Genomic DNA, 26285 nt, shown 5'->3' with positions numbered 1-26285 from the left:
TCACGCCGGGCTCTCGGGGCGTGCGGTCGGGAGACTGACTTAGGAAAACTTATTCACGGGCGTCTCACACCCACGCCCATGGTCGAGTTCGAGGTACCGGAGATCGATTACGACCGGTACTCAAATCGTCAGCTCGCGATACCCCCCCTGATAGTCCTGGGGGTTTCGTTGCTGCTGATCAGTGTTTACCTATTCCTCAACGGGACGCCCGCGCCGCTCGGGTTCGATTTCACCGGCGGCACCGAAATACGACTCGCGGACGCCTCCAGCCGGACAGCCGTCCAGGAGGCGTTCGGTCAGGGAGTCGACGTGGAGATCGAATCAATTCGACAGACCGGGACTGGCGATTACATCGTCACGTTCCTGACGCAGAACTCCGGGGAGCTCCAGGCGATCCGGGACGCCGCCGGGTCGGCCGGGTTCGACATTCAGTCCGAGACGACGCGCTCGCCCGCGTTCGGCAGTACGAACACCCAGAACGCGCTGTTCGGCCTCGCGGTCGCGTTCGTCGGGATGAGCGCGCTCATCTTCGTGCTCTTCCGATCGTTCGTGCCGTCGATCGCGGTCGTCATCTCGGCGTTCTCGGACATCATGATCCCGATCGGGGTCGTCAATCTCCTGGCGCTGACTGGGCTGATCGAGATCAAGATGACCCTCGGGACGGTCGCAGCGCTGCTGATGTTGATCGGGTACTCCGTCGACTCGGACATCCTGCTCAACAACCACATCCTGCGACGCCGAGGGAGTTTCTACGAGTCGACCTACCGGGCGATGCAGACCGGTGTGACGATGACGCTCACGTCGATCGTCGCGATGATCACGATGACGCTCGTCGCGCTCTTTTTCGCGATCGACCTGCTGCCCGACATCGGATTGATCCTGGTGCTCGGGCTGGCCGCTGACCTGATGAACACCTACATGCTCAACTTGAGTCTGCTTCGCTGGTACAAGTTCGAGGGGGTGGCTCGATAATGGGAGCCATCCGCGAGAACTGGCGGATCGCCGCGCTGGTCGTCATCGTCCTGGCGAGTACGTTCGCGCTGTTCGGTCCGATCGGCACCGGGACGACGGTTCAGACGGAACTCGTCACCCTCTCCGAGGACGAGAACACGGTTTCCGTCAGCGAGAGCACGTTCTTCCTCGAGAACACCACGCTGGAGACGACCAACGAGTCGACGAACGAGATCGTCGCCAGTGACGCCGAGATCGAGATCGACGGTGACGTGTCGAACGTGACCGACACCTCGGCGGTCGTCACGAACGGGACGATCGACGTCACCGGCGGTTCGGTCGTCAGCCCGAAGAACACCTCGGCGATCACCGCCACGAACAACTCGATCGCCGTCTCCGGGGAGGCGACGCTTCGCACCGACAATTCGAGCGTCGAACTCTCGGTCGAGCGCCAGCAGGATGGCGGACTGACGAACCTCCAGTACGGACTGGATCTCTCCGGCGGGACGCGCATCCGTGCTCCCATCACGGGGCTGCACGTCACGGATCTCGATATCGGCGACCAGCCCCAACTCGCCAGTAATCTGTCCGACGATCTGGGCGTCGACGAGATCGACGTGCAGGTACGGCCCCGCGATGGCGTCGTCGAGGTCTACGACGGCGACGTCGGCAAGTCCGAGTTTGCGAGCGCGCTCCAGTCGGCCGGAGTAGACGTCCAGGCCAGCGACGTCCAGGCTGGCGTGACGGGCCAGACGCGCGAAACAGTCGTGAACACCCTGCAGGGCCGGATCGACCAGACCGGACTCTCCGGCGGGTCGGTGACGACGGCCGGCGACGGGCTCGTCGTCGTCGAGGTCCCGAACACGCGGCCCGAGCAGGTCCGCGAGATCGTCACCGACCGCGGCGTCGTTCGGATCGTCGCCGAGGTCCGGGAGGGTGGCGCCAATACGACGACGAACACGACGGTCATTACCGGTGAAGATATTGCGGGTACGGACCCGATCAGCCAAGAGGGGAGTGAATGGCGGACGCCCGTCACGCTCACCGAAAGCGGCGCAGAGAAGTTCCAGAACCGAATGAACGGGGTCGGGTTCACGACCGGAAACGGCCCGGCGAACTGTGACAGGAGCGGCGGCCAGGGTTCGTCCCGACCAGGCAGTTACTGCCTCCTCACGACGCTCAACGGGGAGATCGTGAGTTCGAACTCGCTCGCCCCTGAATTCGGCACCTCGCTGAACGACGGCACGTGGGCCGAGGGCACGCGGGACTTCTTTATGACGTCCCAGACCAGCGAGCAAGCCCAGGACATCAAGCTCAGCCTGGACGTCGGGTCGCTGCCGACGACGCTGAACCTCAGCCAAGGCGCGCAGTACGACCTCTCGTACATCGAGCCGAGCTACGCCCAGAACTTCAAGCCGCTGTCGCTCGCGACGGGGCTGCTCGCGTGGTTCGCCGTCGCCGGGATGATCTTCTGGCGGTACAGGGAGATCCGCGTCGCCCTCCCGATGTTGTTCACCGCGATCGCGGAGGTCTACATCCTGCTCGGGTTCGCCGCCATCTCCGGGCTGGCGCTCGACCTCTCGCACATCGCCGGGTTGATCGCCGTGATCGGGACGGGGGTGGACGACCTGGTCATCATGGCCGACGAGATCCTCCAGGAGGGTGACGTCGCCACCGGCCGGGTCTTCCAGAGTCGCTTCCGCAAGGCGTTCTGGGTGATCGGTGCGGCCGCCGCGACGACGATCATCGCGATGAGCCCGCTGACGATCCTCTCTGTCGGCGACCTCTTCGGGTTCGCCGTCATCACCATCGTCGGTGTGTTGGTCGGGGTGCTCATCACCCGCCCGGCCTACGGTGACATCCTGCGCAACCTCGTGTTGAGCAAGGACCAGCGGTAAGGACTTTCCAGTTAGCGCCCTTTTTGTTGGGTATGACCGACGACCTCTATTGTGACACCTGCGAGCAGTGGGTCGCTCGTTCGGACACAACCCGATCCGAACCGATGGGGAACCTCGATCCCCACGCGTGGCAGATGCTCTGCTGTCCCACCTGCGGGAATCGACTGAAAACAGTGTTCGTCGGCGACGAGTAGCGAGCCGCTCACGACCCACTGTACTCACAATCCCGCTACTCGAACGCGTCCAGACTGGCCTGAGCCGCCGCAGCCAGTGCGTCTTTGCTGGTCTGCCAGGACTCTCGGGCGCAATCCGGAAGTTCGTCGTACGTCTCCACGTACGCCTGTAAGAATTCGCGCGTCGTTGGATCGGAGGGGTAGCCGCTGCCGACTGGGCCGTACTTCGCGCTGAGAGCGTCGACGTGGGCGTCGCGGGCCACTTTGGCGATGACGCTTGCCGCACCGACGATCCGGTGGTTCTCGTCGGCCTCGTGTTCCGCCCGGAGGTCGAGGTCGGCGTCGATCCGATCGCGGAGGCGCTGGCCGAAGCGGACGGCGTTCGTGTCGCCGGCGTCGACGAACCCAGAGAGCTCGTCGCTACCGTTTTTTCGGACAGTTCGCCCGTCCACACAGATCCGCGAGAGCGCGCGAGCGTGAGCTTCGACGGTGAGGGTGTTCATGTCGGTCTTCTCGTCGTCGATCTCCCACACCGGGATCTCGGCGACGGCGACCCGTTCGGCGACCGCGCGGATCTCGTCGGCCATGAGCTGGCGGCGATCGGGGGCGATTCCTTTCGAGTCGCCCACGTCCTCGGGCAGGTCGTCGGGGTCGGCTAGCACCGCCGCTGCGAACATCGACCCAAGCACGGGTCCCTTGCCGGCCTCGTCGACGCCGAAACGCATGGCTAAGCGGTTCGTCCCCAGTGAAAAAGCCGTTGTGGTCGAGTGACTGCTGTACGTCTGTTCCGAATTGACCGCCTTCGTGCGGTCGGTCGGTAATTCGGTACAGCAGTCACTCGCAGTCGTCTGACGCACGTCGTCTCTCGCGGCGCTCGGCACGGGTCTTGAGCGTGAATCGCGTGTCGGTGTCTTCCTCGTCGCTGCGTTTGCCGGCCCAGTGACAGGCCCACTCGTGTCCCATGCGCAGTATCTCTGGGCCGGATCGACAAAACCATGTCCCCTGTCCACGCGCGACACACAATTGCTAAGTTTCTCAGCGCCGCTCACACAGGTATGAGCCGTCTCGCCGCGAGTACCTGGAATCCAGTGGCCGGTGAGACGGCGGTCTCGAAACGCAAACGCGAGTCGTGACTCGCGGCGGGGTGGCGTCCCGTCCCGGGTCGGTTCTGTTTTAATAGCTCGCGTGCGAACAACCCCGATAACTCACGACAACCATGACGACACATCTCTTCGAGGGCGTCTACCCCGCGATGGTGACGCCCTTCGAGACCGACGGCAGCATCGACTTCGAACAACTCCGAACGGACGCCCAGCGCCTCGAATCCGCTGGCGTCGACGGGCTCGTCCCCGTCGGCTCGACCGGTGAGTCGGCGACGCTCACCCACGACGAACACGTCGAGGTCGTCGAAGCGGTCATCGACGCCGTCGACGACGTGCCCGTGATCGCTGGGACTGGCTCGAACAACACCCGCGAAGCCCTGGAACTCTCCCAGCGCGCCGCGGACGCGGGCGCTGACGCGCTCCTGCTGATCTCGCCGTACTACAACAAGCCCGAACAGCAGGGCCTCCTCGAGCACTACCGGACGATCGCCGACGAGGTCGACTGCCCGCAGATCGTCTACAACGTCCCCTCGCGTACGGGCCGGAACATCGATCCGGACACCGCCGTCGAACTCGCGAGCCATCCCAACATCGCGGGCTTCAAGGCTGCCAGCGGCGACGTCGGCCAGATCAGCGAGATCATCGAGCGAACGCAGGACGAGGCCTTTGCGGTGCTGTCGGGCGACGACGGGATGACTCTCCCCTTACTTTCGATCGGTGCGGACGGCTGTATCTCCGTGGTCGCCAACGTCGAACCCGAACGGACCTGTGCGATGGTCGGGGCAGCGCTATCTGGCGATTACCAGTTCGCGCGCCGGCTTCACCACGAACTCGGGCCACTGACCCGCCTCCTCTTCGTGGAGACCAATCCCATCCCCATCAAGGAAGCCATGGCCGTCCGCGGTCACGGCCGACCCTCCGTGCGCTCGCCGCTGACCCGACTCTCCGAGGAGCATCGGGACGCCCTGCAGGCCGAACTGGCTCGCCTGGCCGAGGAAGATCTGGAAGACGAGTACGCGGAGGTCGAGCGATGATCCGCCTCGGTGTGACTGGCGCGGCCGGCCGGATGGGCGAGGCCGTCATCGAGACCGCGGCAGGGCGCGAGGACGTCGAGGTTGCGTTCGGCATCGACGCCGCGGACGTCGAGGACGTGCAGGGCGTCCCGGTGTACAAGCCGGCCGCGTTCGCGGACCTGCTCGATAGTCACGAACCCGACGCCGTGATCGATTTTACTGTTCCCGACGCAGCCATCGAGTTCGCGACCGATTGTGCGGACGCTGGCGTCCCGCTGGTGACCGGGACTACTGGTCACGACGACCTCCAGTTCGAGACCGTCGCCGCGGCCAGCGAGCAGATCCCCGTGCTGAAGGCGACGAACTTCGCCCGCGGGATCCAGGCGCTCCTCCGGACGGTCTCTGCGGCCGTCGAAGCGTTGCCGGGCTACGACATCGAAGTGACCGAGACCCATCACAACGGGAAGCGTGACGCCCCGAGCGGGACCGCCAACACGATTCTCGAGGAGATCGAAGACGCCCGCGGCGAGGACTTCGAGGAAGTGTACGGTCGCGAGGGGCTCCAGCCCCGCGAGGCCGGCGAGGTGGGCGTCCACGTCCGGCGGGCGGGTGATATCCGCGGCGAGCACGAGATCATGCTCGCCGGCAACGACGAAGCCGTGACGCTCACCCACCGCGCGGAGGACCGGGGCGTCTTCGCGGCGGGAGCGATCGACGCTGCAGTCTGGCTCTCTGATCAGGACCCTGGGTGGTACGAGTTCGCCGACGTGATCGACAGCTGAGTCGATCCTGCCGAGGCTATTTCCGAAGCGTAATAGCGTCCGAGGTTCCAGCACGCAGTAATGAGTCTCGAATCCGACGTTGCGGACCTGTGGCAGCGCTACGACGACGGTCTGACCGCCGCCGACACCGACCAGGACGACCGCGCAGTCCTCGAACGCTTCCTCGAAGCCCTGGAGGCCGGCGAGATCCGCGCGGCCGAACCCGACGGCGAGGACTGGGTCGTCAACGAGTGGGTCAAGCAGGGAATCCTCCTCAATTTCGGCCTGCGCGAGACCGAGGCCCGCGAGTACGGCGGCGTCACCTACCACGACGTGCTCCCGTTGCGCGCGACCGGGGATTTGGGCCATCGCGGGACCCGAAATACACCTGATGGGACCGTCATTCGTCGCGGTGCCTACGTGGGCAGCGACGCCATCATGATGAGTCCTTCCTTCGTCAACATCGGTGCGCACGTCGGCGACGGGACGCTTGTGGATTCGTGTGACACTGTCGGTTCGTGTGCCCAGATCGGCGCAAACGTCAAACTCGGCGCAAACACGCTGATCGGCGGCGTCCTCGAACCCGTCGAGGACGACCCCGTCATCGTCGAGGACAACGTCTCGCTGGGCGCCGGCTGTCGCGTGACCAGTGGGTTCCGCGTGGGAGAGAATTCGATCGTGGGTGAGAACACGCTGCTGACGCCGCGAATTCCGGTCTACGATCTGGTCGAGGAGGAAGTCATCTTCGGCGAGCTGCCTGCTGACCGGCGTGCCTTCACTCGTTTCGTCGAGTCCTCGGTGGGCGAGCACGACCTCTTTGATGGTGGCGCGTTCAAGCCTGCCGTCGTGGCGACTCACGTCGAAGAGGAGACGCTGGAGGCCTCGGAGAAAGAGGATATTCTGCGAGATAATTAATCGGACTGGCTAGCACTTCTGACTGCTGGAGAGGACACGCAGGGAGAGCCCTTGTCTCGCTGGCTATGATTTGTTGCTATCGCTGGCACCATCTTCTCGAAAGCCCTCCCCTCGCTGGCTAAGAGCTGTTGCTATCGCTGGCACCATCTTCTCGAAAGCCCTCCCCTCGCTGGCTAAGAGCTGTTGCTATCGCTGGCACCATCTTCTCGAAAGCCCTCCCCTCGCTGGCGGCCGCTCTGTCGGATATCCTCACTCACTTCGTTCCACGGCTCACTCCGTTCGCCGTTCCACAGCGAGGGCTCCCGGTGGTCGCCCTCGCACCGCTCGTTCGGATAGAGCCGACAGAGCGACTCCCCTCGCTCACGGCTTCGCCGTTCGCAATCGAGACGCTCCCTTCGGTCGCGTCTCGCTGTCGCCGCGACACTCGCTCCCGGCCACGGTTGGGCGGTCAGGAAGCGTGTCGCGGCGTCCTGCGGAGCGAAGCGACGCAGGGCTCGCGAGAGCAAGCTCTCGCGACGATAGTCGCGACCGGGGAGGTATGGGGCTACGACATTGCGGTTGCGGTACCTGGCGTCCTCGTGAGCGGAGCGAACGAGGGCTCAGGAGAGCTTGCTCTCCTGGTGGACTGAAAGGGCGAACCGCGCTCGCGTTTATGTAGTCGCTACGTCGGCCCCTATCCGAGGGAGCGTAGCGACCGAGGATATGCCGCGTAGCGACCGCGAGCGCGGTGAGGGCTTTCGAGGATGAGGTTTCTCCGGCAGTTTCAGTTGCTAGCGAGCGTGGTGCGGGCCTTCGAAGAGAGAGAAATCATGTCCAGTAGTCACAGTTCCTAGCAACCAAAAACATTGAACCAGCGTAGCACCCACACAGTAGCAATGACAACCGAGGACCCGCCGCCGATCCGCCGCCTCGCAGACTGGGACCCAGCTCAGTTACGCGACCTCGCCGCCGAATACGACACCCCCCTGTACGTCCTCGACCAGGGGCGCGTCCGGGAGAACGTCGCCAATCTCCAGACCGCCTTCCACGACGAACACGTCAGCTACGCCGTCAAGGCCAACACCGTCCGACGGACCCTCGAAACCGTCGAAGACGCGGGCCTCGACGCCGAGTGCGCTTCCGCCGGCGAGGTCCAGCGAGCGGTCGACGCCGGATTCTCGACTGTGCGCTACACCGCCGTCAATCCCCCGAGCGAGGACCTCGATCACGTCGTCGCGCTTCACGAGGCCCATCCCGAAATCGACCTCGTGGTCACCATCGGCGCGGTCGACACGCTCGACGCCCTGGTCGAGCGCGACTACGCCGGCCCGCTCGCGATCCGCGTGAACCCGGGCGTCGGTGCAGGCCACCACGCGAAGGTCACGACCGGCGACGCGCCGAAGTTCGGCGTCCCCTACGACCGCGTCCCGGACCTCGCCGACGAGATCGTCGAGCGCGGCTACGACCTCGTGGGGTTGCATGCCCACGCCGGCAGCGGTATCCACGGCGAGGACGACCTCGCGGCTCACCGCGAACTCGTCGCGCGGATGGGCGACCTCGCCCGGGACCTCGATCACGACCTGGACTTTCTGAACGTCGGCGGTGGTCTCGGTGTGCCCTACCACCCCGAACAAGACCCGCTCGACCTCGACGCGGTCGCCGAAGCGACACGCGACGCGGCGGGCGATCTCGACGCTCAGTTGGGAATCGAACCCGGCCGCTACGTCGTCGCTGACGCGGGCGTCCTCCTGACGACGGTCAATACGGTCAAGCCCACGCCCGAGACCACTGTCGTCGGCGTCGACGCCGGGATGACGACCCTGTTGCGCCCGGCGATGTACGACGCCTACCACGAGATTCGCTCGCTCGCCGACGACGCGGACGACCGCGACGAGGTCACGGCGATGGTCGCCGGCCCGATCTGTGAGACGGCAGACGTCCTCGGCCGGGACCGCCGGCTTCCCCGCCCCGAATGCAGGGACGTGTTCGCGATCGGAAACGCCGGCGCGTACGGCTACGAGATGGCGAGCACGTACAACTCCCGACCCCGTCCGGCAGTCGTTTCCCTCGATGGCACAGGTGAGACGAGCGTCGCGGTCGAACGCGAAACCCTTTCGGACCTGACCCGACTAGAGGGACAGCAATGATCTCCATCGAGAAGTACCACGGCACCGGGAACGACTTCGTCGTGGTCGAGGCCGACGCATCCGTCGAAGACCGGGTGGCGTTTGCGAGCCGGCTCTGCGATCGTGAGACCGGGCTCGATCACCCAGGCGGCGAGCGTGTCGGTGCCGACGGCGTGCTCTTTCTCTCTCTCGACACCGAGGCCACCCCACCGCGAGTCGAGATGACGCTCGTCCAGCCCGACGGCTCGATCGCGGACATGTGTGGCAACGGCGCCCGGGTCGTCGCGACCTGGGCGGCCGCCCGGACCGGCTCTCGCGAGTTCGTGATCGAGACGCCTGCTGGGGAGTACCCGGCTCACGTCGGCCAGGAAGGCGTCACCGTCGAGATGAGCAAACCCACGCTCGATCCTGAACAGGTGCCGACGACGCTAGACGAACCGCTGATCGAGACCGAGATCGAGGGCCTCACTGTGACGGCCGTGAACACTGGCGTCCCCCACGCCGTCGCGTTCGTCGAGAACGTCGCCGCCCTCGACCTCGACGCCGTCGCCCCCGCGGTTCGCCACGCCGACGTCTTCCCCGAGGGTGCCAACGTCACCCTAGCTTCCGAACGCGAGGCCGGCCCCGTCACGGGATACGACCAGCGCACCTTCGAGCGCGGGGTCGAGGGCGAGACCCGCTCCTGCGGGACTGGCGCTGTCGCTATCGTCGCCGCCGCCCACGAACTCGACCGTGTCAGGACCGACCAGGCCGTCGCCGTCCATCCGCCGGGCGGCCGCCTCGTCGTCACTCGCACTGCCGACGGTGCGACACTGCAAGGTCCGGTCGAACGCGAGTTCGAGACAACTGTCCCCGCAGACGGAATCCTCGCTGAGTGACCATGCCCTTCGACATCGAATCCTTCCACGAGCGAGCCGTCAGCACCCCCTCGCACGACTCTGTCGCGGAGATGCGGTCGCTGCTGGTCGAGACCCTCGAAGGAGAGCATTTCGAGCCGACTGTGGACGGGGCGGGCAACGTTCTCGCGATCCGCGAGAGTGGGCGGGAGGGACCGCATCTCGTCCTCAATACGCACATCGATACCGTCCCGCCGCACGTCCCCTACGACCGCGACGGCGAGGTCGTCAGCGGGAGGGGGTCGTGTGACGCGAAGGGCCCGCTGGCGGCGCTCCTGGCGGCCTTCTTCGAGGTCGAACCCGAGCGTGGAACGCTCACGCTCGCGATCACGCCCGACGAAGAGACCGACTCCACTGGCGCGGCTCACCTCCGCAAGACGCTTTCCGCGGACGGGTACATCGTGGGCGAGCCCACTGGCTTGGATGTTTGCACCGCGGCCAAAGGCCGTTTCGACGGGACTGTGACGGTCACTGGAACGAGCGCTCACGCCGCCGAGCCGTCGAGTGGGCAGAACGCCGTCCGCGCCGCCGGCCCGATCATGCAGGCCATGGAGACCTACGACGAGAAGGCGGGGCCGGGCGAGCACTCACAGTTAGGATGGCCGACGCTCACCCCCACCATGATCGAGGGTGGCGAAGTCAAGAATCAGGTCCCCGCGGAGTGTACGATCACCTTCGACCGTCGAAGCGTCCCGCCGGAGACGGCCGACGGATTCCGGGCGGGGCTGGAAGAGCACTGCTACCAGTGGCTCCCGAAGGGGATGAATCTCCGGGTCGCGTTCAGCGAGCGCGAGACGCCCTTCTTCGAGGCCTTCGATACGGACCCGGACGCCGAGCTCGTACGCACGCTCGCCGACGCCAGCGGCGGCGAGGTTCGCCCGTTCGGAGCAGCGACTGAAGCCTCATATTTCGCCCAGGACGCGCCGACCGTCGTCTTCGGCCCCGGGGTACTCGCCGACGAGGAGGGTGCAGTCGCCCACAGCGACCGGGAGTACGTCCGCTTGCCCGACGTGCACGCGGCGGCCGACGCCCTCAGAGAGACGCTGCGAGTGCTGCTCGGACACCAGTGAAAAGACACTTGTCGCGAGTGTTCGAAGACGTGTCTCGATGTCGCCCTCCCCACCGTTCGTCGATCTCGAGACGCGCACGTTCGACTTCGAGCAGATCTGGACGGAAGCGTACCCACTGCTGGGACTGATCCTCCTGTTCGCGGTCGTGGGACTGGTTCCGATCGTGCTCGGCGTCGCCTCAAGCACCGTCTTTGGACTGCTGTTCGTCGTCATCGGGCAATTGATCCTCGCAGTCGGCACTGGCGTCGTCCTGATCTACGTCGTCGCCAGGGGAATCCAGCTCTCGGGCGTCTGAACACTCACTCGACTGTCGTCGCTCCTTGACCGAGCGTCTCCTCGACCTGGGAGTAGACGAGCACGAACGCGAGCGCGCTCAGCGCGGCCCCGAAGAAGAACGGGGTCTCGAAACTCCCGAGATTGTAGAGGATGCCCGAGGCCAGTGGTCCCGCGGCGACGCCGAGCCCGAACGCCATCGTCAGCACCGACAGGGTCGTGCCCGACCCGCGTTCGCTCGCCATGTCGCCGGCGAGCGCCAGCGACGGCGCGAACACGAGCGCGACCGCGATGCCCTGCACAAATCGAGCCGCGAGCATCGACCAGGGATCGACGACGACGCCCTGGACGAACACCGAGGGGATCAACAGCGCGAAGCCGGCGACGACGAACGGGCGGCGGCCGTAGCGATCGCTGGCGCGGCCGACCGGCACCTGGAGAGCGACGTTCGCGAGCGTGACCGCGGCGAACTGGACGCTGAACATGAACGTCGTCTCGTCGAGTCGGGCGCGGATAGGTCCCTCAAGCGTCGCAAAGAGCGCGATCGTCGTCGCCATGAGAAAGGTCCCGATCCCGAGGACGAACACCGAGTCGAGTCCGCGGCCGTCCGGGCCGCGAATCGCGATCGAGAGGTCCTTGCTCGCGGCCTCTCCGGCGGCGGGCGGATCCTCGATGAACAGCAGCACGAGCGCGAAACTGATGATCGCGCCGAGAACGGCGACCCCGAAGGCGGCGTCGAACCCCGAGACTGCCTGGCCGAGCAGATCGTAGGAGACCACGCCCTCGGCTGCGAGTCCGCCGGTGACGACGATCCCCGCGATGATCGGCCCGAAGCCGAAGCCGATCAGCCGGAAGGTGTTGTAGACGCCGAAGTTACCCCCGCGTTCGGCGTCGCTCGCGGCGTAATCGTTGATGAGTGCGACCGTCGCCGGCACGGTGAAGGCAGCGCCGACGCCCTGGAGCGCCCGCGCGCCGAGGACTGACCAGTACGTCGACGTGAGCGGATAGGCCGCGCTGCCGATCCCGAACAACACGAGCCCACCGAGGACGAACGCCCGTCGTCGGCCGGTCCGATCGGACCACCGACCCGTGAACGGCTGGCCGAAGCTGTTGAGCAGCCCAAAGAGCGAGAGGACGATCCCGATCAGCGTCTCCTCTTGCAAGACGAATCCGGGAGGATCGGTGCCGGCAATGGCTGGCACCGAGATCTCGGTGCCGGCGATACCCGCCAGCGAGATCTCGCCGCTTGCGATGTACAGCGGGAGGACGATGATCAGAAAGGAGTTGCCGATGGCGTCGGCCATCCGCGCGAACGCCAGCGTCAGGACGCGCGTGTCCGTCTCGGATCCCATCTGACTGCTCTATGGACGAGGGGATTGTGAGCCTTCGGTCTCCGAGCCACTCTCGCAGTACCCCGACCACCTACCGTTCGTTCCGAAGCGCGGCGTCGAACGCGGTGACCGACGAGTGGCGCTGCTCGGGGTCGGCGGCCAGCGCCCGCAGGATCGGCCCGTCGAGGGCCGGATCGCTCCCGTCCCGTTCGCTCGGTGGAGTCGGCCCTCGCCGCACCGCGTCGAGATACCGCGTCTCGTCGTCGGTTTCCGGGAACGGTGGCTCACCAGCCAGGGCCTCGTATGCCAGCGCACCGAGCGCGAACACCTCCGTCGACCGACCGCCAGTGCCGGCTTCGAGTTGCTCCGGCGCGGTGTACGGCGTCAGCCACGTCTCGTCCTGCGCACGTTCGACTACTCGGTTCACACCCCAGTCGTCGACCAGCCCCGTCGGACCCTGTTCGGTGTCGGCGATCAGGACGGTTTCGTCGGTGAGGTTGCCGTGGGTCGCACTGTAGAGACTTGCGGTGTTGACTGGCTCGACGACGTCCGAGAGCACGTCTAGGAGAACGTCGGGGTCGGCCTCGTACGCACCGAAGGGGGTCGCGTCTGCTACCATCTCCGTCGCCACCCACGGGACCGGGTCGGTCCCCCAGTCCTGCAGCGTTACGACGTTCGGGTGCGAACTCAGGTTGCGCCAGCCGTGGACTGCGTCACGGAATCCTGCTTCGAGATCGTCGTCGACGTCCACTCCGTCTGCAACCGTCAGCACCCGAACGGGGTCAGCCACGTCCGCGTGGACTGCCGTGTACACGTCGAGCGGGCCGCGCCGACCCAATCGATTCACGTTCGAGAGGTCTCGAACACCGGTCGCGAGTGGTGACTCTGGTTCGGCCGATCTGGTACCCTCCGAGTCGACTGCGGCCCCTCGTTGCCGGGTGTCGTTCGAGGCCTGTTCGGTCGGCCCTCGATCCGAGGTGTTCGTCGGCGATTGACCCGCGTCCGGTCCCGGTCTGTCTGCAGTCGACTGCGGAGCACTCTCCGGGTCCGACGGAGAAGCATCACCTCCGTCCGATGGGGAAGATCCCCCACCGTTTTGCGGGGGGGCCTCACCTGCGTTGCCGGTGGGTCTGTCGTCCGTGTTGGTGAAACTGAGCCAGCCGACCAAGCCAGCAACACTGACGGCCACGCCGGCCCCGAGTGGTAGCCACGGAAGTCCGGACTCGTCTTCGGGACTCCCGTTGTCGCTGAATTGGGAACCAGAAGGGGCCGCTGGGGTCGTCGGTGGGTCCCTGACCGGTGTATCGGTCGTCGTAGTCGTCGTGGTCTGCGGGGTTTCGACGGTCAGCTGGCCGGTCTGGCTGTCGTCGTCGGTGTACACGCCGAGCGTGAACCTGCCAGCGTCGACGGCCTGGAAAGTAAACTCGACCGCCTGGCTCGCGCCACCGCCGAGCGTGACGGTCCGCGTGGTGACCACTCCACTGTCGATCCGGCATTCGACCGGCTGGGTCGCTTCCACGTTGCCAGTGTTCTCGATTCTCGCCGTGACGGTTACGTAGTCACCCCATGTGACAGTGTCCGGCGCGTCGAAGCTCGTGACCTCGAAGCTAGCCGGCGTCCGACTGACGGACACGACCGCAGTATCGGTCACTGGTTCACCATCGGCCACGTACGGGCCGTCGGAATCCGGGAAGTCGTAGACCTCGTCACCGTCGCTGTCCAGGTGTGGCATCGCCATGACGTCGTTTTCACCGCCAGGGAGGCGCTCGTCGAGGAGGACGTCGACGTCTCCGTAGGTTCCGGGTTCGAAGTAGGCCGTGTGGCCGATGACGTCGCCGGAGTTCGCGTCGTGCATGACCACGTAACCGCCCTCGGGCAGGAAGGCCTCGCTGACGGTGACGATGTCCCCGTTCTGGCTGATCTGCGGATTCATCGTGACCGTCGCCGCCGGCGGTGACTCCAGCGTATAGATGACTTCGTCGAGGCCATCGATTCTCGCAGTCACTTCGTCACCAGCACTCAGCGAACGCAGGTCGAACGCAGCCGAGAAGGTGCCGTCGGCCTGTACTTCGGTCTCTGCGTCTTCTATGAACCCGGGGCCAGCCACTTCGATTGTATATGTCGTCCCTTGCTCAGCCGAGGATGTCCCGGAGATCGCCTGGTCGCTCTGTGGATAGAGAGTTAGATTCTCGTCGAATTCGGGCGGTGAGCGGACCTGAAAACTCACCGCGGTCGGCTGGTAGCCAGCCGGTCGCGTCTCCAGACTGTACTCGCCAAGTCGCGCGCTCTCCGGTATCTCGATCGTCGCCCGCCCGGACTCGTCGGTGAGGGCGCTGTCGATCCAGTTACCGTTTGAATCAATCAGAGCGATGTCGGCGCGGAGGAGCGGTTCGCCGGTCGCCACCACGGTCACCGTTGCTGTCAGCGACTCGCCGGGCGTGACCGAGTCGCGGCCGAGGTCGAGAGCCACCTCCAGATTCGAGCGCAGGACGTCGAAGACGATGTCCTCTCCGGCGTGATTCTGCACGCGATTCCCGCCGCTGTCCCGGAGGACGATCACTTCTTCTCCCGTTCCGATCGGAGTTACAGTGAGATAGCCGATCTGGCCTTCTCTATACGGGATATTCAAGTAGTTCTCGTTGTCCGTCACCAATCTGCTCGCCTCCTGGAGTACGCTGTAGGTGTCGATGGTCGTTTCGCTGACTGGATCCTCGTCGGCGTTGATCTGGAACTCCTGTTGGCTCAGTGGCTCGTCGTCCGGATCCGGCGGGAACGCCTCGATCCTGATCGTCTGGGTGACGTCGTTCGCCAGGATCGGGTTTCCGGTATCCCCGGCGACTGGGAGTTTCGTCCCGTTTTCGTCGTACACCTCTACGTTCCTGTGGTTCGACAACGAATCGGCACTGGCCGGCGTCCCTGCGACCGCAACACCGACCGTTGCACTCCCGATGCTCCCGAGTACGTCGCGTCTCCTCCACTGGCGGTCCACGTTTCAGCTATCACTGGTAAGCCGCTTCATATAAATGTTGACACCGAAATATCACATCTCGGTATCGGCCCAGCGCTCGAGTGGTTCGGCCGTTCGCTTGTAGGATTCGAACTTCTCGACAGCCCACTCACAGACCGGGTCGGCTTCCGATTCGAGCAGGCCGCGGGGCTGGCCGTCCTCGTCGACACCGATCTGGACGAGGTCGCCGAGCAGGCCGACGAAGTACGGGATCGGCTCGTCGGTCACGAAGATCTCGGCCGCGCCGGCCTCGCGCATCTCCGCGAGGCGGTCCGCGGCTGGCGAATCCGAGACGAACGTCGACGCCACCGTCGGCGGGACGACGACCTCGATGTCGAGTTCCGGGAGGTCGAAGTTCCGGTACTGTGCCTCCAGTGGCTGCGGGCTGAAGACCGGTGTCACCATCCGGATTTCCGGGGAAGACTCGACCGCCTGGGCGTGTCTGTCGACCATCGCCATCGGCCGGCTCTCGGTCGCGACGACAACCTCGGCCTCTCTGAGGTGACGGACGTCCAGATCGAACGCCTCTGGTGGCATCCACCGCAGGATGGGCTGCAGGCGGGCGGCGGCCCCGACCGTCTCCAGATAGCCCGACATCTCCTCCAACACGATCTCACCACTCGTCGTCAGCTCGTAGCCGTCGACCGAGTCGGCGATCCAGCCCTTCTCACGGAGGGTCTCGATATTTCGATCGACGGTCGTCCGCGAGCAGTCAAGCGCATCACGAAGGTCGTATCTCGTCGCTGGACCGTCCCGCAAGTGCCGTAGAATTCCGATTCGAGCCGGCGAGCGAACCAGATCTGCCGCCAGCTCTCTCTGCGTGTCCATCGATGTTGTCGAAATACCTCGGGCCGTTTAAAGTGTTCGGCCAAAATCACGATGTGCGAACCGTGCACGTGTGTTTCTCGACCGTATCGCGGTCTGGAGCGCTCTCTCCTGGGAAGAACCCACTTTTCGGGTTCTGTCAGCGTTCGCAGCATACAATTACCCGTCTCTGGACGCCTCGCTAGAGCAGGTAGTACAGATGGGTACCGACAGCGTCGACCGCGAACTTCTCGACTCGGCACTCGATCGTGGCTACTTCGAGACGCCACCCCGAGTGAGTGTCCGGGAACTTGGCGAGGAGTTCGATCTCTCGGAAGCGGAGGTCCGACGACGCCTCTCGCGAACGCTCGCAACAATGTTGAAAGAACGGTGTGAGGGTGATCCCGACACCGGACTGCTCGAAGACCCGGCGACGTGGGCCGTTTGAATCCCTCGATCGGTGTCACTCCAGTTTCTCGACCAGCTCGTCCGCCACGCCAGTGTACGTCGCAGGCGTCACTGCTCGCAGCTCTTCGCGCACACTCTCGGGCACGTCGAGTTCGTCGAACATCGCTCTGAAATCGTCGAGCGACGCACGCTGGCCCCGCGTCAGCGCCTTCACACGCTCGTAGGCGTCGCCGTGGCCCTCTCGGCGGAGGATGGTCTGGACGGCCTCGCCGATGATCTCGGGATTGGCGTCGAGCTCCTCACGCATGACCGTCTCGTTGGGCGAGACCTTCCCGAGACCGGTCTGAAGTTTGTCGTAGCCGATCAGACAGTGGGCGAAGCTCGCGCCGATGTTGCGCTTGACAGTCGAATCTGAGAGGTCGCGCTGCAGCCGGGACTTGGTGACGTAGTCGCCCAGAAAGACGAGATCGGAGTTAGCCTTCGTGAGATTACCTTCGCTGTTCTCGAAGTCGATCGGATTGACTTTGTGGGGCATCGTCGACGATCCAGTCTCGCCTTCGACGGCCTCCTGGCCGAGGTAGCGATCGGAGATGTAGAGCCACATGTCCAGATCCAGATCGAGCAGGACGTTGTTCGCCCCACGCAGGGCGTCGAACACAGTCTGGAGGTCGTCACAGGGGTTGACCTGCGTCGTCAGGGGTTCGTGCTCCAGGCCGAGCGAGCCGACGAACTCCGCGGCGAAGGCGGGCCAGTCGACCTCGGGGTAGGCGGCGTGATGGGCGGCGTAGGTCCCGGAGGCCCCGGCGAGCTTTCCGGAGAGGGCGTCGGCGGCGCGTTCGACTCGGGCGATGGCTTTGCCGAGACGGGCGGCGTAGACGGCCATCTCCTTGCCGAACGTCGTCGGCGTGGCGGGCTGGCCGTGGGTCCGGGCGAGCATCGGCACCTCCTTATTTTCCTGGGCCAACGCGACCAGATCGTCCCGGACAGCACGCAGTTCGGGGACGAGGACGTTCTCGACGGCGGGCTTGACCAGTAGTCGGTGGGCGAGGTTGTTGGCGTCCTCGCTGGTAAGCCCGAAGTGTATCCAGTTCGCGATGTCGAGCCCCTCCGGCAGACCCTCGCGGATGAAGTACTCGACTGCCTTGACGTCGTGATTCGTGGCCGAATAGTCCTTGTACCCCGACGTTTCGAGTTGCTTGACGATCTCGGCGTCCGATTCGTCGAAGTCTTCGTAGAGTGTGCGAAGCTCGGCACGCTGGCCGGCGTCGATCTCGAAGGGCGTCACGTCGAGGTCACTCAGCGCGATCAGGTACTCGACTTCGACCTCCACGCGAGCACGCATGAGCGCCTGCTCGCTGGCGTAGGGGACGAGCGATTCCGTGTAGCGGGCGTAGCGGCCGTCGAGCGGCGAGACGGCCTGCAGTGCGGAGCGGTCGGTCATGGCTGTGGCTCCGCGGCAAGTCCGCAAAAGACTGCCGAAGCAGATTCGACACCGAGCGGCCATGCGACCGAAATATTAGGTAGGTGGCGGGCGCACACCCGGCCATGGCAGACCGTGGCCGCTGGCTCACCGGGAGTGTCATCGTCCTGATCGGGGTGTTCTTCCTGCTGGATACCACCGACGTCCTCGAGACGAGCCAGGTGTTCCTGTTCGTCCCGTCGGTCGTGATCGCTCTCGGGCTCTACATGCTGATCCGCCATCGGTTCCGGCATCTGTTCGGCCCGGGCGTCGTCCTGCTGTTCGGGATCGCCTGGCAGCTGGTCGCGCTGGACTACTACTCCTTCGGAGAGCTTTTCGGCACGTACTGGCCCGTGTTGATCATCCTCTTCGGGCTGTCGCTGCTGGTCCAGCGGCGTCGCGACGCAACGCGGCGATCCCACGTCCAGACCAGCGGCGACGACAGCGACGTCGAGATCCTGGCGATCTTCGGGGACGGCGAGCGCCGCGTCTCCAGCGATCGATTCACCCACGCCGACCTCACGGTCATCTTCGGCGATGGCCGACTCGACCTCCGGGACGCGACCGTCCACGGGACCGCCGACGTCGACGCCGTCGTCGTCTTCGGCGACGTCGAGATTCTCGTGCCCGAGTCGTGGGACGTTCGCTTCGATACGACGGCGGTGCTCGGCGATGTCACGGACAGGCGATCCAGCCAGCCCGACAAGGATGTCCCAGATCTGGTCGTCTCGGGTGTTCCGGTGTTCGGTGATATCACGGTCCGCGATTGAGACGACTGTTCGGCGACCAGTCTCACCCCACCGATTTCGCAACTACTTTGCGCGCCCCCCGCCCCCCATCAGACATGAAACTCGCCGGTATGGCCTCCAACCGTGGCCGCAACCTTCGAAACATCGCCGACCGAGCACCCGGTGGCGCGGAGTTCGCCGTCGTTCTCTCGAACGACGAAGACGCACCGATTCTCGACGCCGCTGCCGAGCGCGGCATTCCTACGGAAGTCGTCCCGAAAGCTGAGGACGAATCGCGCCGGGAGCACGAACAGCGCGTCGAAGCCGCTCTCGCCGAGTACGACTTCGACCTCGTCGCGATGGACGGCTACATGCGCATCCTCACCGAGGACTTCGTCGCGAACCAGCCGACCATTCTGAACGTCCACCCTTCGCTCCTGCCGGCGTTCCCGGGCATGGACGCCCACGAGCAGGTGCTGGAGGCGGGCGTCAAACAGACCGGCTGTACCGTCCACGTCGTCGACGAGACCGTCGACGATGGACCGATCGTCACCCAGGAACCGATCCCGGTCTTCGAGGGCGACGACGCCGACGACCTGAAAGAGCGCGTCCTCTACGAGGGCGAGTTCAAGGCCTATCCGCGCGCAGTCGAGTGGTTCGCCGAAGACCGCGTCACTGTCGACCGCGAGGCCGGCACCGTCTCGGTCGAAGGCGACGAGGGCGGCGACTTCCCGGCTCGCCGCGTCACGTCCGAGGACCGCGCCGCGGACCTGCGCTACGGGGAGAATCCACATCAGGACGCCGCGCTCTACGCTGACTCGACCTGTGAAGAGGCCAGCGTCGTCCACGCGCCCGAACTCAACGACGCCGCGAAGGGCATGGGCTACAACAACTACAACGACGCCGACGCCGCCCTCAACATCGTCAAGGAGTTCGACGAGCCCGCCTGCGCGGTCATCAAGCACACCAACCCCGCCGGGGCCGCGACAGCCGACTCCATCTCGCAGGCGTACGCCGACGCGCTCTCGACGGACCCAAAGAGCGCGTTCGGAGGGATCGTCGCCCTGAATCGCGAGTGCGACGCCGCGACCGCCGAGCAGATCATCGAGTCCTACAAGGAGGTCGTCGTCGCGCCGGGCTACACCGACGCGGCCCTGGACGTCCTCGCCGAGAAAGACTCGCTCCGCGTGCTGGACGTGAGCGACCAGTTCGACGTGACGGAGACGCTGACCGAGAAGGACCTCGTCGGCGGGCGACTCGTCCAGGAGCGGGACCAACAGGCCCTCACGGCCGAGGACCTCGAAGTCGTCACCGAGCGCGAGCCCACCGACGAGCAGATCGAGTCGATGCTCTTCGCCTGGCAGACAATCAAGCACGTCAAATCGAACGCCATCCTCTTCGCGAAGGGCACCGAGACCGTGGGCGTCGGAGCCGGGCAGGTCTCCCGCGTCGACGCGGTCAGGATCGCCGAGATGAAAGCCGAGAAGGACGCCGAGGGGAAAGGTCCCGAGGGCGCGGTGATGGCCTCAGACGCCTTCTTCCCGTTCCCGGACAACATCGAGGTCGCCGCCGAGGCCGGCATCGAGGCCGTCATCCAGCCCGGAGGCTCGAAGAACGACGACAGCGTCATCGAGGCCGCCGACGAACACGATATGGCGATGGTCATGACCGGGACGCGGTGTTTCAGACACGACTAACTGGAGTGTCTGCGGCTCGAAACCGGGCGAAGCGAGTTTCCGGTGTTTCTGTCAGGACGCAGTTGCACCGGTTGCTTCAGGCGGGATGTCGACGGTCACTCGACTCTGATCGAGCGGTTCACGCTGCTGGGATTCCCTCACTCTTCCTTGGTCGGGGATGCGCTCGCGGTGACGACGGTCACAGTTCCGCTATCCGAGCCCGTTCTGACGGTGGCGGTGACCGTCTCCTGGGGCGTCCCGATCTGCGTGGCGGGGCCGTAGTCGTCGATCGTCATCGTCGAATGCAACTCGTGGGTGAAATACTCCGAGGTCTCTGTCCGTTGCATCTCTATCGTCCGAGGAAGGCCCGTCTGGTTGTCGACAACCAGGCGGATGGACGCCGTCACGTTCGATCGATCGATAGCGTTCGTCGATACGTTCTCGTCGGCGACGACGCTCGCGTACGTCTCTGGATCGACGTCGGCTTCGAGGACGGTCGCCCCCACCCCGTCGACGGTCGTCGATCCGACGACGGTCGCGTTGGCCTGGTCGGCCAGCGTGACGAACGTCGATAGTCGGTCGACATCCTCCCACTCGGCGCTGCCGACGTGGTCGAGTCTCGTCCAGATCTCGCTCGTCTCGTTGGTGCTATAGATTGTCGACCCGTCGATGAGGGCCGTCGTGTTGTACGTCTCGCCGTTCGCCTCCGTGGTCGAGTTCCATCGCGCCCGCTCTGTCTCGCGGTCGATCGCAATCCGATAGGTCGACTCGTACTCGTCACCGCCGGTGGAACTCGTCGTCTCCAACGTCGCCGTGTAGCTGTCGACGTCCTCTGTCGCGGCGACGAGCGTCGACCTGACCTCGGAATCGTCCATCCCGCTGGAGATCGCGGAATTACTGTTCGTCGGATCGTCCGTTCCTGCCCCGAGACACCCACTCGCCGCAACGAGGACGAGCGCAAGCGTCAGAGGAACCAATTTCGACCGTATCATAGCTGTTTCAACACGACCTGGCGAGGAATATATAGCTACTGATTCACTTACAGATGACGCTCGATCGTCTCTGCGGTCGCCGCTCCGACACCGTCGACTGCCTGCAGCTCTTCCGCCGAAGCCTCCCTGATCGCCGCGACGCTCCCGAAGTGGCCGAGCAATTGCTTGCGGGTCTCGGGCCCGACGCCCGGAACTTCGTCCAGCGCCGTCGACACTTCGTCTCGCAGGGTCTGGTGGTACTGGACGGCGAAGCGATGGGCCTCGTCGCGGACGCGCTGGAGGAGGTGCAGGTGGGGTGCGTCATCGGGCCAGCGTTCGACGCCATCGGGGGTCACCACGAGTTCTTCGGCTTTGGCGAGTGCGATCAGGGGGACGTTCCAGCCCGTCTCCGCGAGCGCGTCCTGTGCGGCTCCGAGTTGCCCTTCGCCGCCGTCGATCAGCAGCAGGTCGGGGTCCGGGCGGTCGTCACGGTCCTCCACCGCGCGCTCGGCGCGCCAGCGGACCAGCGCGCGCATGTTGGCGTAGTCGTCGTTGCGCTCGTCGAGTTTCTTCCGCCGGTAGTCGGCCTTCTCGGGGCTGCCGTCGACGAACGTGACGTCGCTTCCCACGACGGCTTTGCCCTGGGCGTGACTCACGTCGAAGCCCTCGATTCGACGCGCGCGGTCGAGGCCGAGCGCGTCCGCGAGTGCGGCGCTCTCGTCGCGCTCGCCGCCCTGCCGACGGGCGTTCTTCAGGGCCAGATCCACGAGCGTTGCCTCCCGGCCCGCACCCGGAACGCGGACCTCGACGCCCTCGCTGTCGAGCCAGTTCAGGAGGTCCGTGTCGTCGGGCCGATCCGACAGCAGCAGCACATCCGGGAGTTCACGCTCGGCGTAGTACTGAGCGACGAACGCGCCCACGACTGCGCCGGCGTGCTCGCCTTCAGGAGCGTCGAGTCGGTGGCGCTCGCGATCGACGAGCGAGCCGTCGGCGCTGTGGAGGCGGGCGACCGTCGCGGACTCGCCCTCGACGGCGACGCCGAGGACGTCGACCGCGCGTTCGCGCTCGCGTTCGTCCGTGACGGCGTCGCCACCACCGCCGTGGAGTGATTCGACGGCCTCCAGCCGATCGCGGAGGTTCGCGGCGCGTTCGAACTCCTCGTTCTGGGCGGCCTCCTGCATCTCCCGCCGGAGCGGGTCGGCGACCACACCGGTCTCGCCCTCGAAGAAGCGCCGGACCGCCTCGCAGTCGGCCTGGTAGTCACTCTCGCTGATCTCGCCGGTGCAGGGGGCAGTACAGAGTCCGATGTCGTAATCCAGGCAGGGCCGATCCCGATTCGCGTATTTGTGATCCGAACAGCCCCGGAGGCCGTAGGTTTCCCGAACGGCTTTGACGACGGTTTCGAGCCGACCCTTGTTCGTGAATGGTCCGTAGACCGTCGCGCCCTCGCCGGGATCGCGGGTGATCTCGATCCGCGGGACGGCGTGGTCAGTGAGCTGGACGAGTGGATAGGATTTGTCGTCTTTCAGCCGGACGTTGTAGCGGGGCTGGTGGCGCTTGATGAGGTTTGCTTCCAGCAGCAGGGCCTGGGTCTCGGTGTCGGTGACGACGGTGTCGATCGTCGCGGCCCGGGCGACCATCTGGCGGATACGCTCGCCGCGCGGGTCGGCGTAGGACCGGACGCGGTCGCGGATGTCGACGGCCTTGCCGACGTAGAGCACTGTGGCGTCGTCGCCCGCACCGTCGAGAAACTGGTAGACGCCGGGCTCTCGTGGGAGGTCGGTGGCGAGGTCGCGGACCGCGTCCGCATTCATCGCCAGGCTCTAGCGCGAGCGACGGCTTCAACGACACGGTCGTGCGGGACCGTGGTCGCGTCCCCCGTTACTCACCCCAGCAGCGACCCGAGCCGGCTGTCGGGTTCGCCCGAGACGCCCGCCGGGAGAATCACCGACTCCAGCCGCTCGGCGATCGCTTCGCCCTCGGTTTCGGGGGCCTGGATTCGGATCGGCTCGTCGCCGGCGACGCCGATTTCGAGAGTCTGCCCGCGCGTCCAGAGGTAGACGCCCATCGGAACGATCGCGAAGAGCAACAGCAGCGCGCCGACCAGGCGCATGAAGTCGTCGAGATTGCGCAGTAGCGAGAGCATCTGCTGGAACATGCCCATGACCCCGCCGATCCCGAGTTGCCCGGTCGATGAGGGCAGCCCGACGCCCGAGAGGACGTCGTCGATCGGCAGCAGTAGGCCGGCGACGATGAGCACGAGGCCGTACATCGCCGCGCGAGCAGCCTGTCTGAGGAACTTCGATTCGCCGCCCGATTGCAGGCTGACGCCGGTGACGTTCGGCCGGTCGACCTGCTGGAAGTTCGCGCCGTCGCCCTCGGGCGTGAACGCGAGCACGCGGTGGCTGGTGACGACCACACTCGACGTGCCGATCTCGACCTGCTCGTCGACCGTTTCACCGTCGTACAGCAGGTCGTCGACGCGCTCGCTCCAGCGACTCATCGCGTGCCAGTAGGACGTACTGGTTCAAAACGGTGGGGGCCTCGCTGCGATCAACCCACCCGACAGGAGTCGGAGGATACAATCTCCCCGGCCTGCAACGACTGGGCATGACCGACACCGTCCAGTGCTGGCTCGTCGCCCGAGATTACTTCGACGAGGATCTGATCACGCTGGTCTACGCGACGCCCGACGGACAACGCCACGTCACCCAGCAGCTCTCTTCGGCCCTGCTGGCCAAGAAACCGCCCACTGCCGCGAAAGACGTCGACGTCGACCGACTCGAACCCGTCGCTGATTCCGAGGAGCGCGAACGCTATGCTGCCGAAGCCGAGCGGATGGCCGCGCGTCACGATCCCGACGAGCGAGTCTGACGAGTCTCGACGCCGGCGGCGGGGTGTGGGGCTGCCCGCGTCCGGCCAACACAACCCTCTTGACGACGTGTCCCGAGGTTCCCGGTAATGGTGTCGACGCTGACGCTGGTGCTGGCCGGCGTGCTTCTGTACACAGTCGTCGCGATGACGCTGCGACAGCGCGGCGTGTTGCCGGAGTTTATCCACGTCTCGGGACCGCTGACGACGATCCACACCCAGCGGGGAAAGAAGTTTCTCGATCGGCTCGCCAAACGCGAGCGGTTCTGGCGGGCGTGGGGTAATCTCGGGCTCGGGATCGCCCTCGTGTTCCTGATCGGCCTGTTCCTGATCGTCCTGCTCTCGGCCTACCAGAACGTCCTCCAGCCGACGGCCAACCCGATCCAGGAGCCGAAGAACGCGCTGGTCATCCCGGGCGTCAACGACTTCCTGCCGCTGTCGGCCGCGCCCGACATCATCTTCGGGTTGCTCGTCGGGCTGGTCGTCCACGAGGGCGGCCACGGCCTGCTCTGCCGGGTCGAAGATATCGAGATCGATTCGATGGGCATCGCGCTCTTTGCACTGATTCCGATCGGCGCGTTCGTCGAACCCGACGAGGAGGACCGTAAAGCGTCGGGCCGCGGGGCGCAGGCGCGGATGTTCGCCGCCGGAGTCACCAACAATTTCGCGATCACTGTGATCGCGTTCGCGCTCCTGTTCGGGCCGGTGACGGGCTCGATCGCCGTCGCCAGTGGCGTCCCCGTCGGTGGGACGCTGCCCGACTCCCCGGCTCGCGAGGCCGGGCTGGGTAACGGCGACGTCGTCACCGCGGTGGAGGGGACGACCGTCGAGGACGCCGAGGACCTCGATGCGCTGCTCGCGAACACGAGTGACGAACGGGTCGCGGTGACGACCAGCGACGGCGAGACGAGACAGGTCGACCGCGCGGTACTTGTCACGCAGGCGCTCGCGGACGGCCCCCTCGACGTCGCGGCCGGAGACACGATCGTCGCCGTCAACGGCACCGAGGTCGGGACTGAAAACGCATTCGGAAACGCACTCGCGAATCGTTCGGTCGCGACGCTGGAACTGGCCGATAACTCGACGGTCACCGGACCAGTGGGAGCATACGCGAGTTCGATCAGTGACGGCGGGCCACTCGCCGACGCCGGCGCGCCGGCAGGCGAGTCGGTCGTCGTGACGCGGATCGACGGCGAACGGATCGTCGACGACGAGTCGATGCAGGACGTGCTGGAAGACATCGAACCCGGAACAGTCGTCGACGTCGAGTTATTCGTCGACGACGAGCGCCAGACCCGAGAGGTCGAACTGGGTGAGAACTCCCGGACCGACGGTGCGCTGCTCGGCGTCTCGCTCCTACAGCCGGGCTATAGCGGCGTCGTCGTCAACGATTTCGGAATCCGGGTCTACCCGGCGGAGCCGTTCCTCGGTGTCGTCTCGGGTGAGGGCCTGCTGGGTGGCCTCGCGGACGGCTCGCTCGCGATCGTTATGTTCACGATTCTCGTCTTGCCGTTCGCGGCGGTGGCCGATCCGACGCTCGGATTCAACTTCGCCGGCTTCATCGGCCCCGTCACGGAGTTCTACACGATCCAGGGGCCGCTCGAACCGCTCGGGGGTGGCGTCTTCCTGGCCGCGAACCTGCTGTTCTGGACGGGCTGGGTCAACTTCAACCTCGGGCTGTTCAACTGCATTCCGGCGTTCCCGCTGGACGGGGGCCACCTCCTGCGGGCGAGCACCGAGGCGATCCTCTCGCGGACGCCGCTGAACCGCCGCGAGCACGTTCAGACCGTGACTATTTCGATCGGACTGATCATGGGGATCAGCCTGATCCTGATGCTGTTCGGGCCGCAGTTGCTGGCCTGAGCGCCAATC

The 26285-nt window shown here is 65.6% G+C and carries 24 protein-coding genes; 15 read left to right on the top strand and 9 right to left on the bottom strand.

Going from position 1 to position 26285, the window contains the following annotated elements; genetic code table 11:
* Positions 1-78: 78 nt before the first annotated feature.
* Genes secF through DV733_RS17225 form a run of 3 tightly spaced genes read left to right on the top strand, consistent with a single transcriptional unit; the run spans position 79 to position 3043 of the window.
* Positions 79-972 (top strand): protein translocase subunit SecF, encoded by an 894-nt coding sequence (gene secF, locus DV733_RS02020; RefSeq protein ID WP_049993520.1) that lies wholly within the window; start codon positions 79-81, stop codon positions 970-972.
* Positions 972-2849 (top strand): preprotein translocase subunit SecD family protein, encoded by a 1878-nt coding sequence (locus tag DV733_RS02015; RefSeq protein WP_049993519.1) that lies wholly within the window; start codon positions 972-974, stop codon positions 2847-2849. The genes secF and DV733_RS02015 overlap by 1 nt, the downstream gene beginning before the upstream one ends.
* A gap of 32 nt (positions 2850-2881) precedes the next feature.
* Positions 2882-3043 (top strand): hypothetical protein, encoded by a 162-nt coding sequence (locus DV733_RS17225; RefSeq protein WP_170178681.1) that lies wholly within the window; start codon positions 2882-2884, stop codon positions 3041-3043.
* Between the two features lie 35 nt (positions 3044-3078).
* Here DV733_RS17225 and rnhB read toward each other — a convergent pair whose 3' ends face one another.
* Together rnhB and DV733_RS17585 are read right to left on the bottom strand one after the other, a co-directional pair.
* Entirely contained in the window at positions 3079-3747 is a 669-nt protein-coding gene (rnhB, locus tag DV733_RS02010) for a ribonuclease HII (protein WP_049993518.1), read from the bottom strand.
* A 109-nt stretch (positions 3748-3856) separates the two neighbouring features.
* Complete coding sequence (locus DV733_RS17585) at positions 3857-3985, bottom strand: hypothetical protein (RefSeq protein WP_257217571.1); 129 nt, start codon at positions 3983-3985, stop codon at positions 3857-3859.
* Positions 3986-4238: 253 nt separating this feature from the next.
* Here DV733_RS17585 and dapA point away from each other — a divergent pair, with 253 nt between their 5' ends.
* From dapA to DV733_RS01975, 7 genes are all read left to right on the top strand, one after another.
* The gene (dapA, locus tag DV733_RS02005; protein ID WP_049993517.1) at positions 4239-5159 is read left to right on the top strand and encodes a 4-hydroxy-tetrahydrodipicolinate synthase; all 921 of its coding nucleotides are present in this window, start codon (positions 4239-4241) and stop codon (positions 5157-5159) included.
* Positions 5156-5920: a 4-hydroxy-tetrahydrodipicolinate reductase gene (gene dapB, locus DV733_RS02000; protein WP_049993516.1), complete on the top strand. Its 765-nt coding sequence runs from the start codon at positions 5156-5158 to the stop codon at positions 5918-5920. Before dapA ends, dapB begins: the two co-directional genes overlap by 4 nt.
* 60 nt (positions 5921-5980) lie before the next feature.
* Positions 5981-6814 carry a 2,3,4,5-tetrahydropyridine-2,6-dicarboxylate N-succinyltransferase gene (locus DV733_RS01995; RefSeq protein ID WP_049993515.1) on the top strand — a complete coding sequence of 278 codons (834 nt, stop codon included), beginning with the start codon at positions 5981-5983 and terminating at the stop codon, positions 6812-6814.
* An 875-nt stretch (positions 6815-7689) separates the two neighbouring features.
* Entirely contained in the window at positions 7690-8940 is a 1251-nt protein-coding gene (gene lysA, locus DV733_RS01990) for a diaminopimelate decarboxylase (RefSeq protein ID WP_049993513.1), read from the top strand.
* The gene (dapF, locus tag DV733_RS01985) at positions 8937-9797 is read left to right on the top strand and encodes a diaminopimelate epimerase (protein ID WP_049993512.1); all 861 of its coding nucleotides are present in this window, start codon (positions 8937-8939) and stop codon (positions 9795-9797) included. The genes lysA and dapF overlap by 4 nt, the downstream gene beginning before the upstream one ends.
* 2 nt (positions 9798-9799) lie before the next feature.
* Positions 9800-10885, top strand: a complete 1086-nt coding sequence (locus DV733_RS01980) for a M20 family metallopeptidase (protein WP_049993511.1) — start codon at positions 9800-9802, stop codon at positions 10883-10885.
* A 37-nt stretch (positions 10886-10922) separates the two neighbouring features.
* Positions 10923-11180: a hypothetical protein gene (locus tag DV733_RS01975; protein WP_049993510.1), complete on the top strand. Its 258-nt coding sequence runs from the start codon at positions 10923-10925 to the stop codon at positions 11178-11180.
* A 4-nt stretch (positions 11181-11184) separates the two neighbouring features.
* Here DV733_RS01975 and DV733_RS01970 read toward each other — a convergent pair whose 3' ends face one another.
* The 3 genes from DV733_RS01970 to DV733_RS01960 form a co-directional block, all read right to left on the bottom strand.
* The gene (locus DV733_RS01970) at positions 11185-12510 is read right to left on the bottom strand and encodes an MFS transporter (protein ID WP_049993509.1); all 1326 of its coding nucleotides are present in this window, start codon (positions 12508-12510) and stop codon (positions 11185-11187) included.
* Positions 12511-12580: 70 nt separating this feature from the next.
* Positions 12581-15478 (bottom strand): DUF7282 domain-containing protein, encoded by a 2898-nt coding sequence (locus DV733_RS01965; RefSeq protein ID WP_049993508.1) that lies wholly within the window; start codon positions 15476-15478, stop codon positions 12581-12583.
* Positions 15479-15529: 51 nt separating this feature from the next.
* Entirely contained in the window at positions 15530-16324 is a 795-nt protein-coding gene (locus DV733_RS01960; RefSeq protein WP_049993507.1) for a helix-turn-helix transcriptional regulator, read from the bottom strand.
* A gap of 196 nt (positions 16325-16520) precedes the next feature.
* On the opposite strand from DV733_RS01960, the gene DV733_RS01955 reads away from it, so the two are divergent.
* On the top strand, positions 16521-16748 hold the full coding sequence (locus tag DV733_RS01955; protein WP_049993506.1) for a helix-turn-helix domain-containing protein: 228 nt from the start codon (positions 16521-16523) through the stop codon (positions 16746-16748).
* A 15-nt stretch (positions 16749-16763) separates the two neighbouring features.
* On the opposite strand, the gene purB is transcribed toward DV733_RS01955, so the two are convergent.
* Positions 16764-18149 carry an adenylosuccinate lyase gene (purB, locus tag DV733_RS01950; RefSeq protein WP_049993505.1) on the bottom strand — a complete coding sequence of 462 codons (1386 nt, stop codon included), beginning with the start codon at positions 18147-18149 and terminating at the stop codon, positions 16764-16766.
* A gap of 104 nt (positions 18150-18253) precedes the next feature.
* Here purB and DV733_RS01945 point away from each other — a divergent pair, with 104 nt between their 5' ends.
* Positions 18254-18937, top strand: a complete 684-nt coding sequence (locus DV733_RS01945; RefSeq protein ID WP_049993504.1) for a LiaF transmembrane domain-containing protein — start codon at positions 18254-18256, stop codon at positions 18935-18937.
* A gap of 74 nt (positions 18938-19011) precedes the next feature.
* Entirely contained in the window at positions 19012-20592 is a 1581-nt protein-coding gene (gene purH, locus DV733_RS01940) for a bifunctional phosphoribosylaminoimidazolecarboxamide formyltransferase/IMP cyclohydrolase (RefSeq protein ID WP_049993503.1), read from the top strand.
* Between the two features lie 137 nt (positions 20593-20729).
* Here the strand turns inward: purH and DV733_RS01935 are convergent, their stop codons facing one another.
* From DV733_RS01935 to DV733_RS01925, 3 genes are all read right to left on the bottom strand, one after another.
* Positions 20730-21563 carry a hypothetical protein gene (locus tag DV733_RS01935; protein WP_049993502.1) on the bottom strand — a complete coding sequence of 278 codons (834 nt, stop codon included), beginning with the start codon at positions 21561-21563 and terminating at the stop codon, positions 20730-20732.
* A 47-nt stretch (positions 21564-21610) separates the two neighbouring features.
* Positions 21611-23356, bottom strand: coding sequence for an excinuclease ABC subunit C (locus DV733_RS01930; RefSeq protein ID WP_049993501.1), 1746 nt, complete (start codon positions 23354-23356; stop codon positions 21611-21613).
* A 71-nt stretch (positions 23357-23427) separates the two neighbouring features.
* The gene (locus DV733_RS01925) at positions 23428-24045 is read right to left on the bottom strand and encodes a hypothetical protein (RefSeq protein WP_049993500.1); all 618 of its coding nucleotides are present in this window, start codon (positions 24043-24045) and stop codon (positions 23428-23430) included.
* A 107-nt stretch (positions 24046-24152) separates the two neighbouring features.
* Here DV733_RS01925 and DV733_RS01920 point away from each other — a divergent pair, with 107 nt between their 5' ends.
* On the top strand, positions 24153-24416 hold the full coding sequence (locus DV733_RS01920; RefSeq protein WP_049993499.1) for a hypothetical protein: 264 nt from the start codon (positions 24153-24155) through the stop codon (positions 24414-24416).
* Between the two features lie 87 nt (positions 24417-24503).
* Positions 24504-26276, top strand: coding sequence for a site-2 protease family protein (locus tag DV733_RS01915; RefSeq protein ID WP_049993498.1), 1773 nt, complete (start codon positions 24504-24506; stop codon positions 26274-26276).
* Positions 26277-26285: the final 9 nt, after the last annotated feature.

The sequence above is a fragment of the Halapricum salinum genome, from assembly GCF_004799665.1.
Taxonomy (GTDB): Archaea; Halobacteriota; Halobacteria; order Halobacteriales; family Haloarculaceae; genus Halapricum; species Halapricum salinum.
This window is presented reverse-complemented; position numbering and strand designations above follow the sequence as displayed.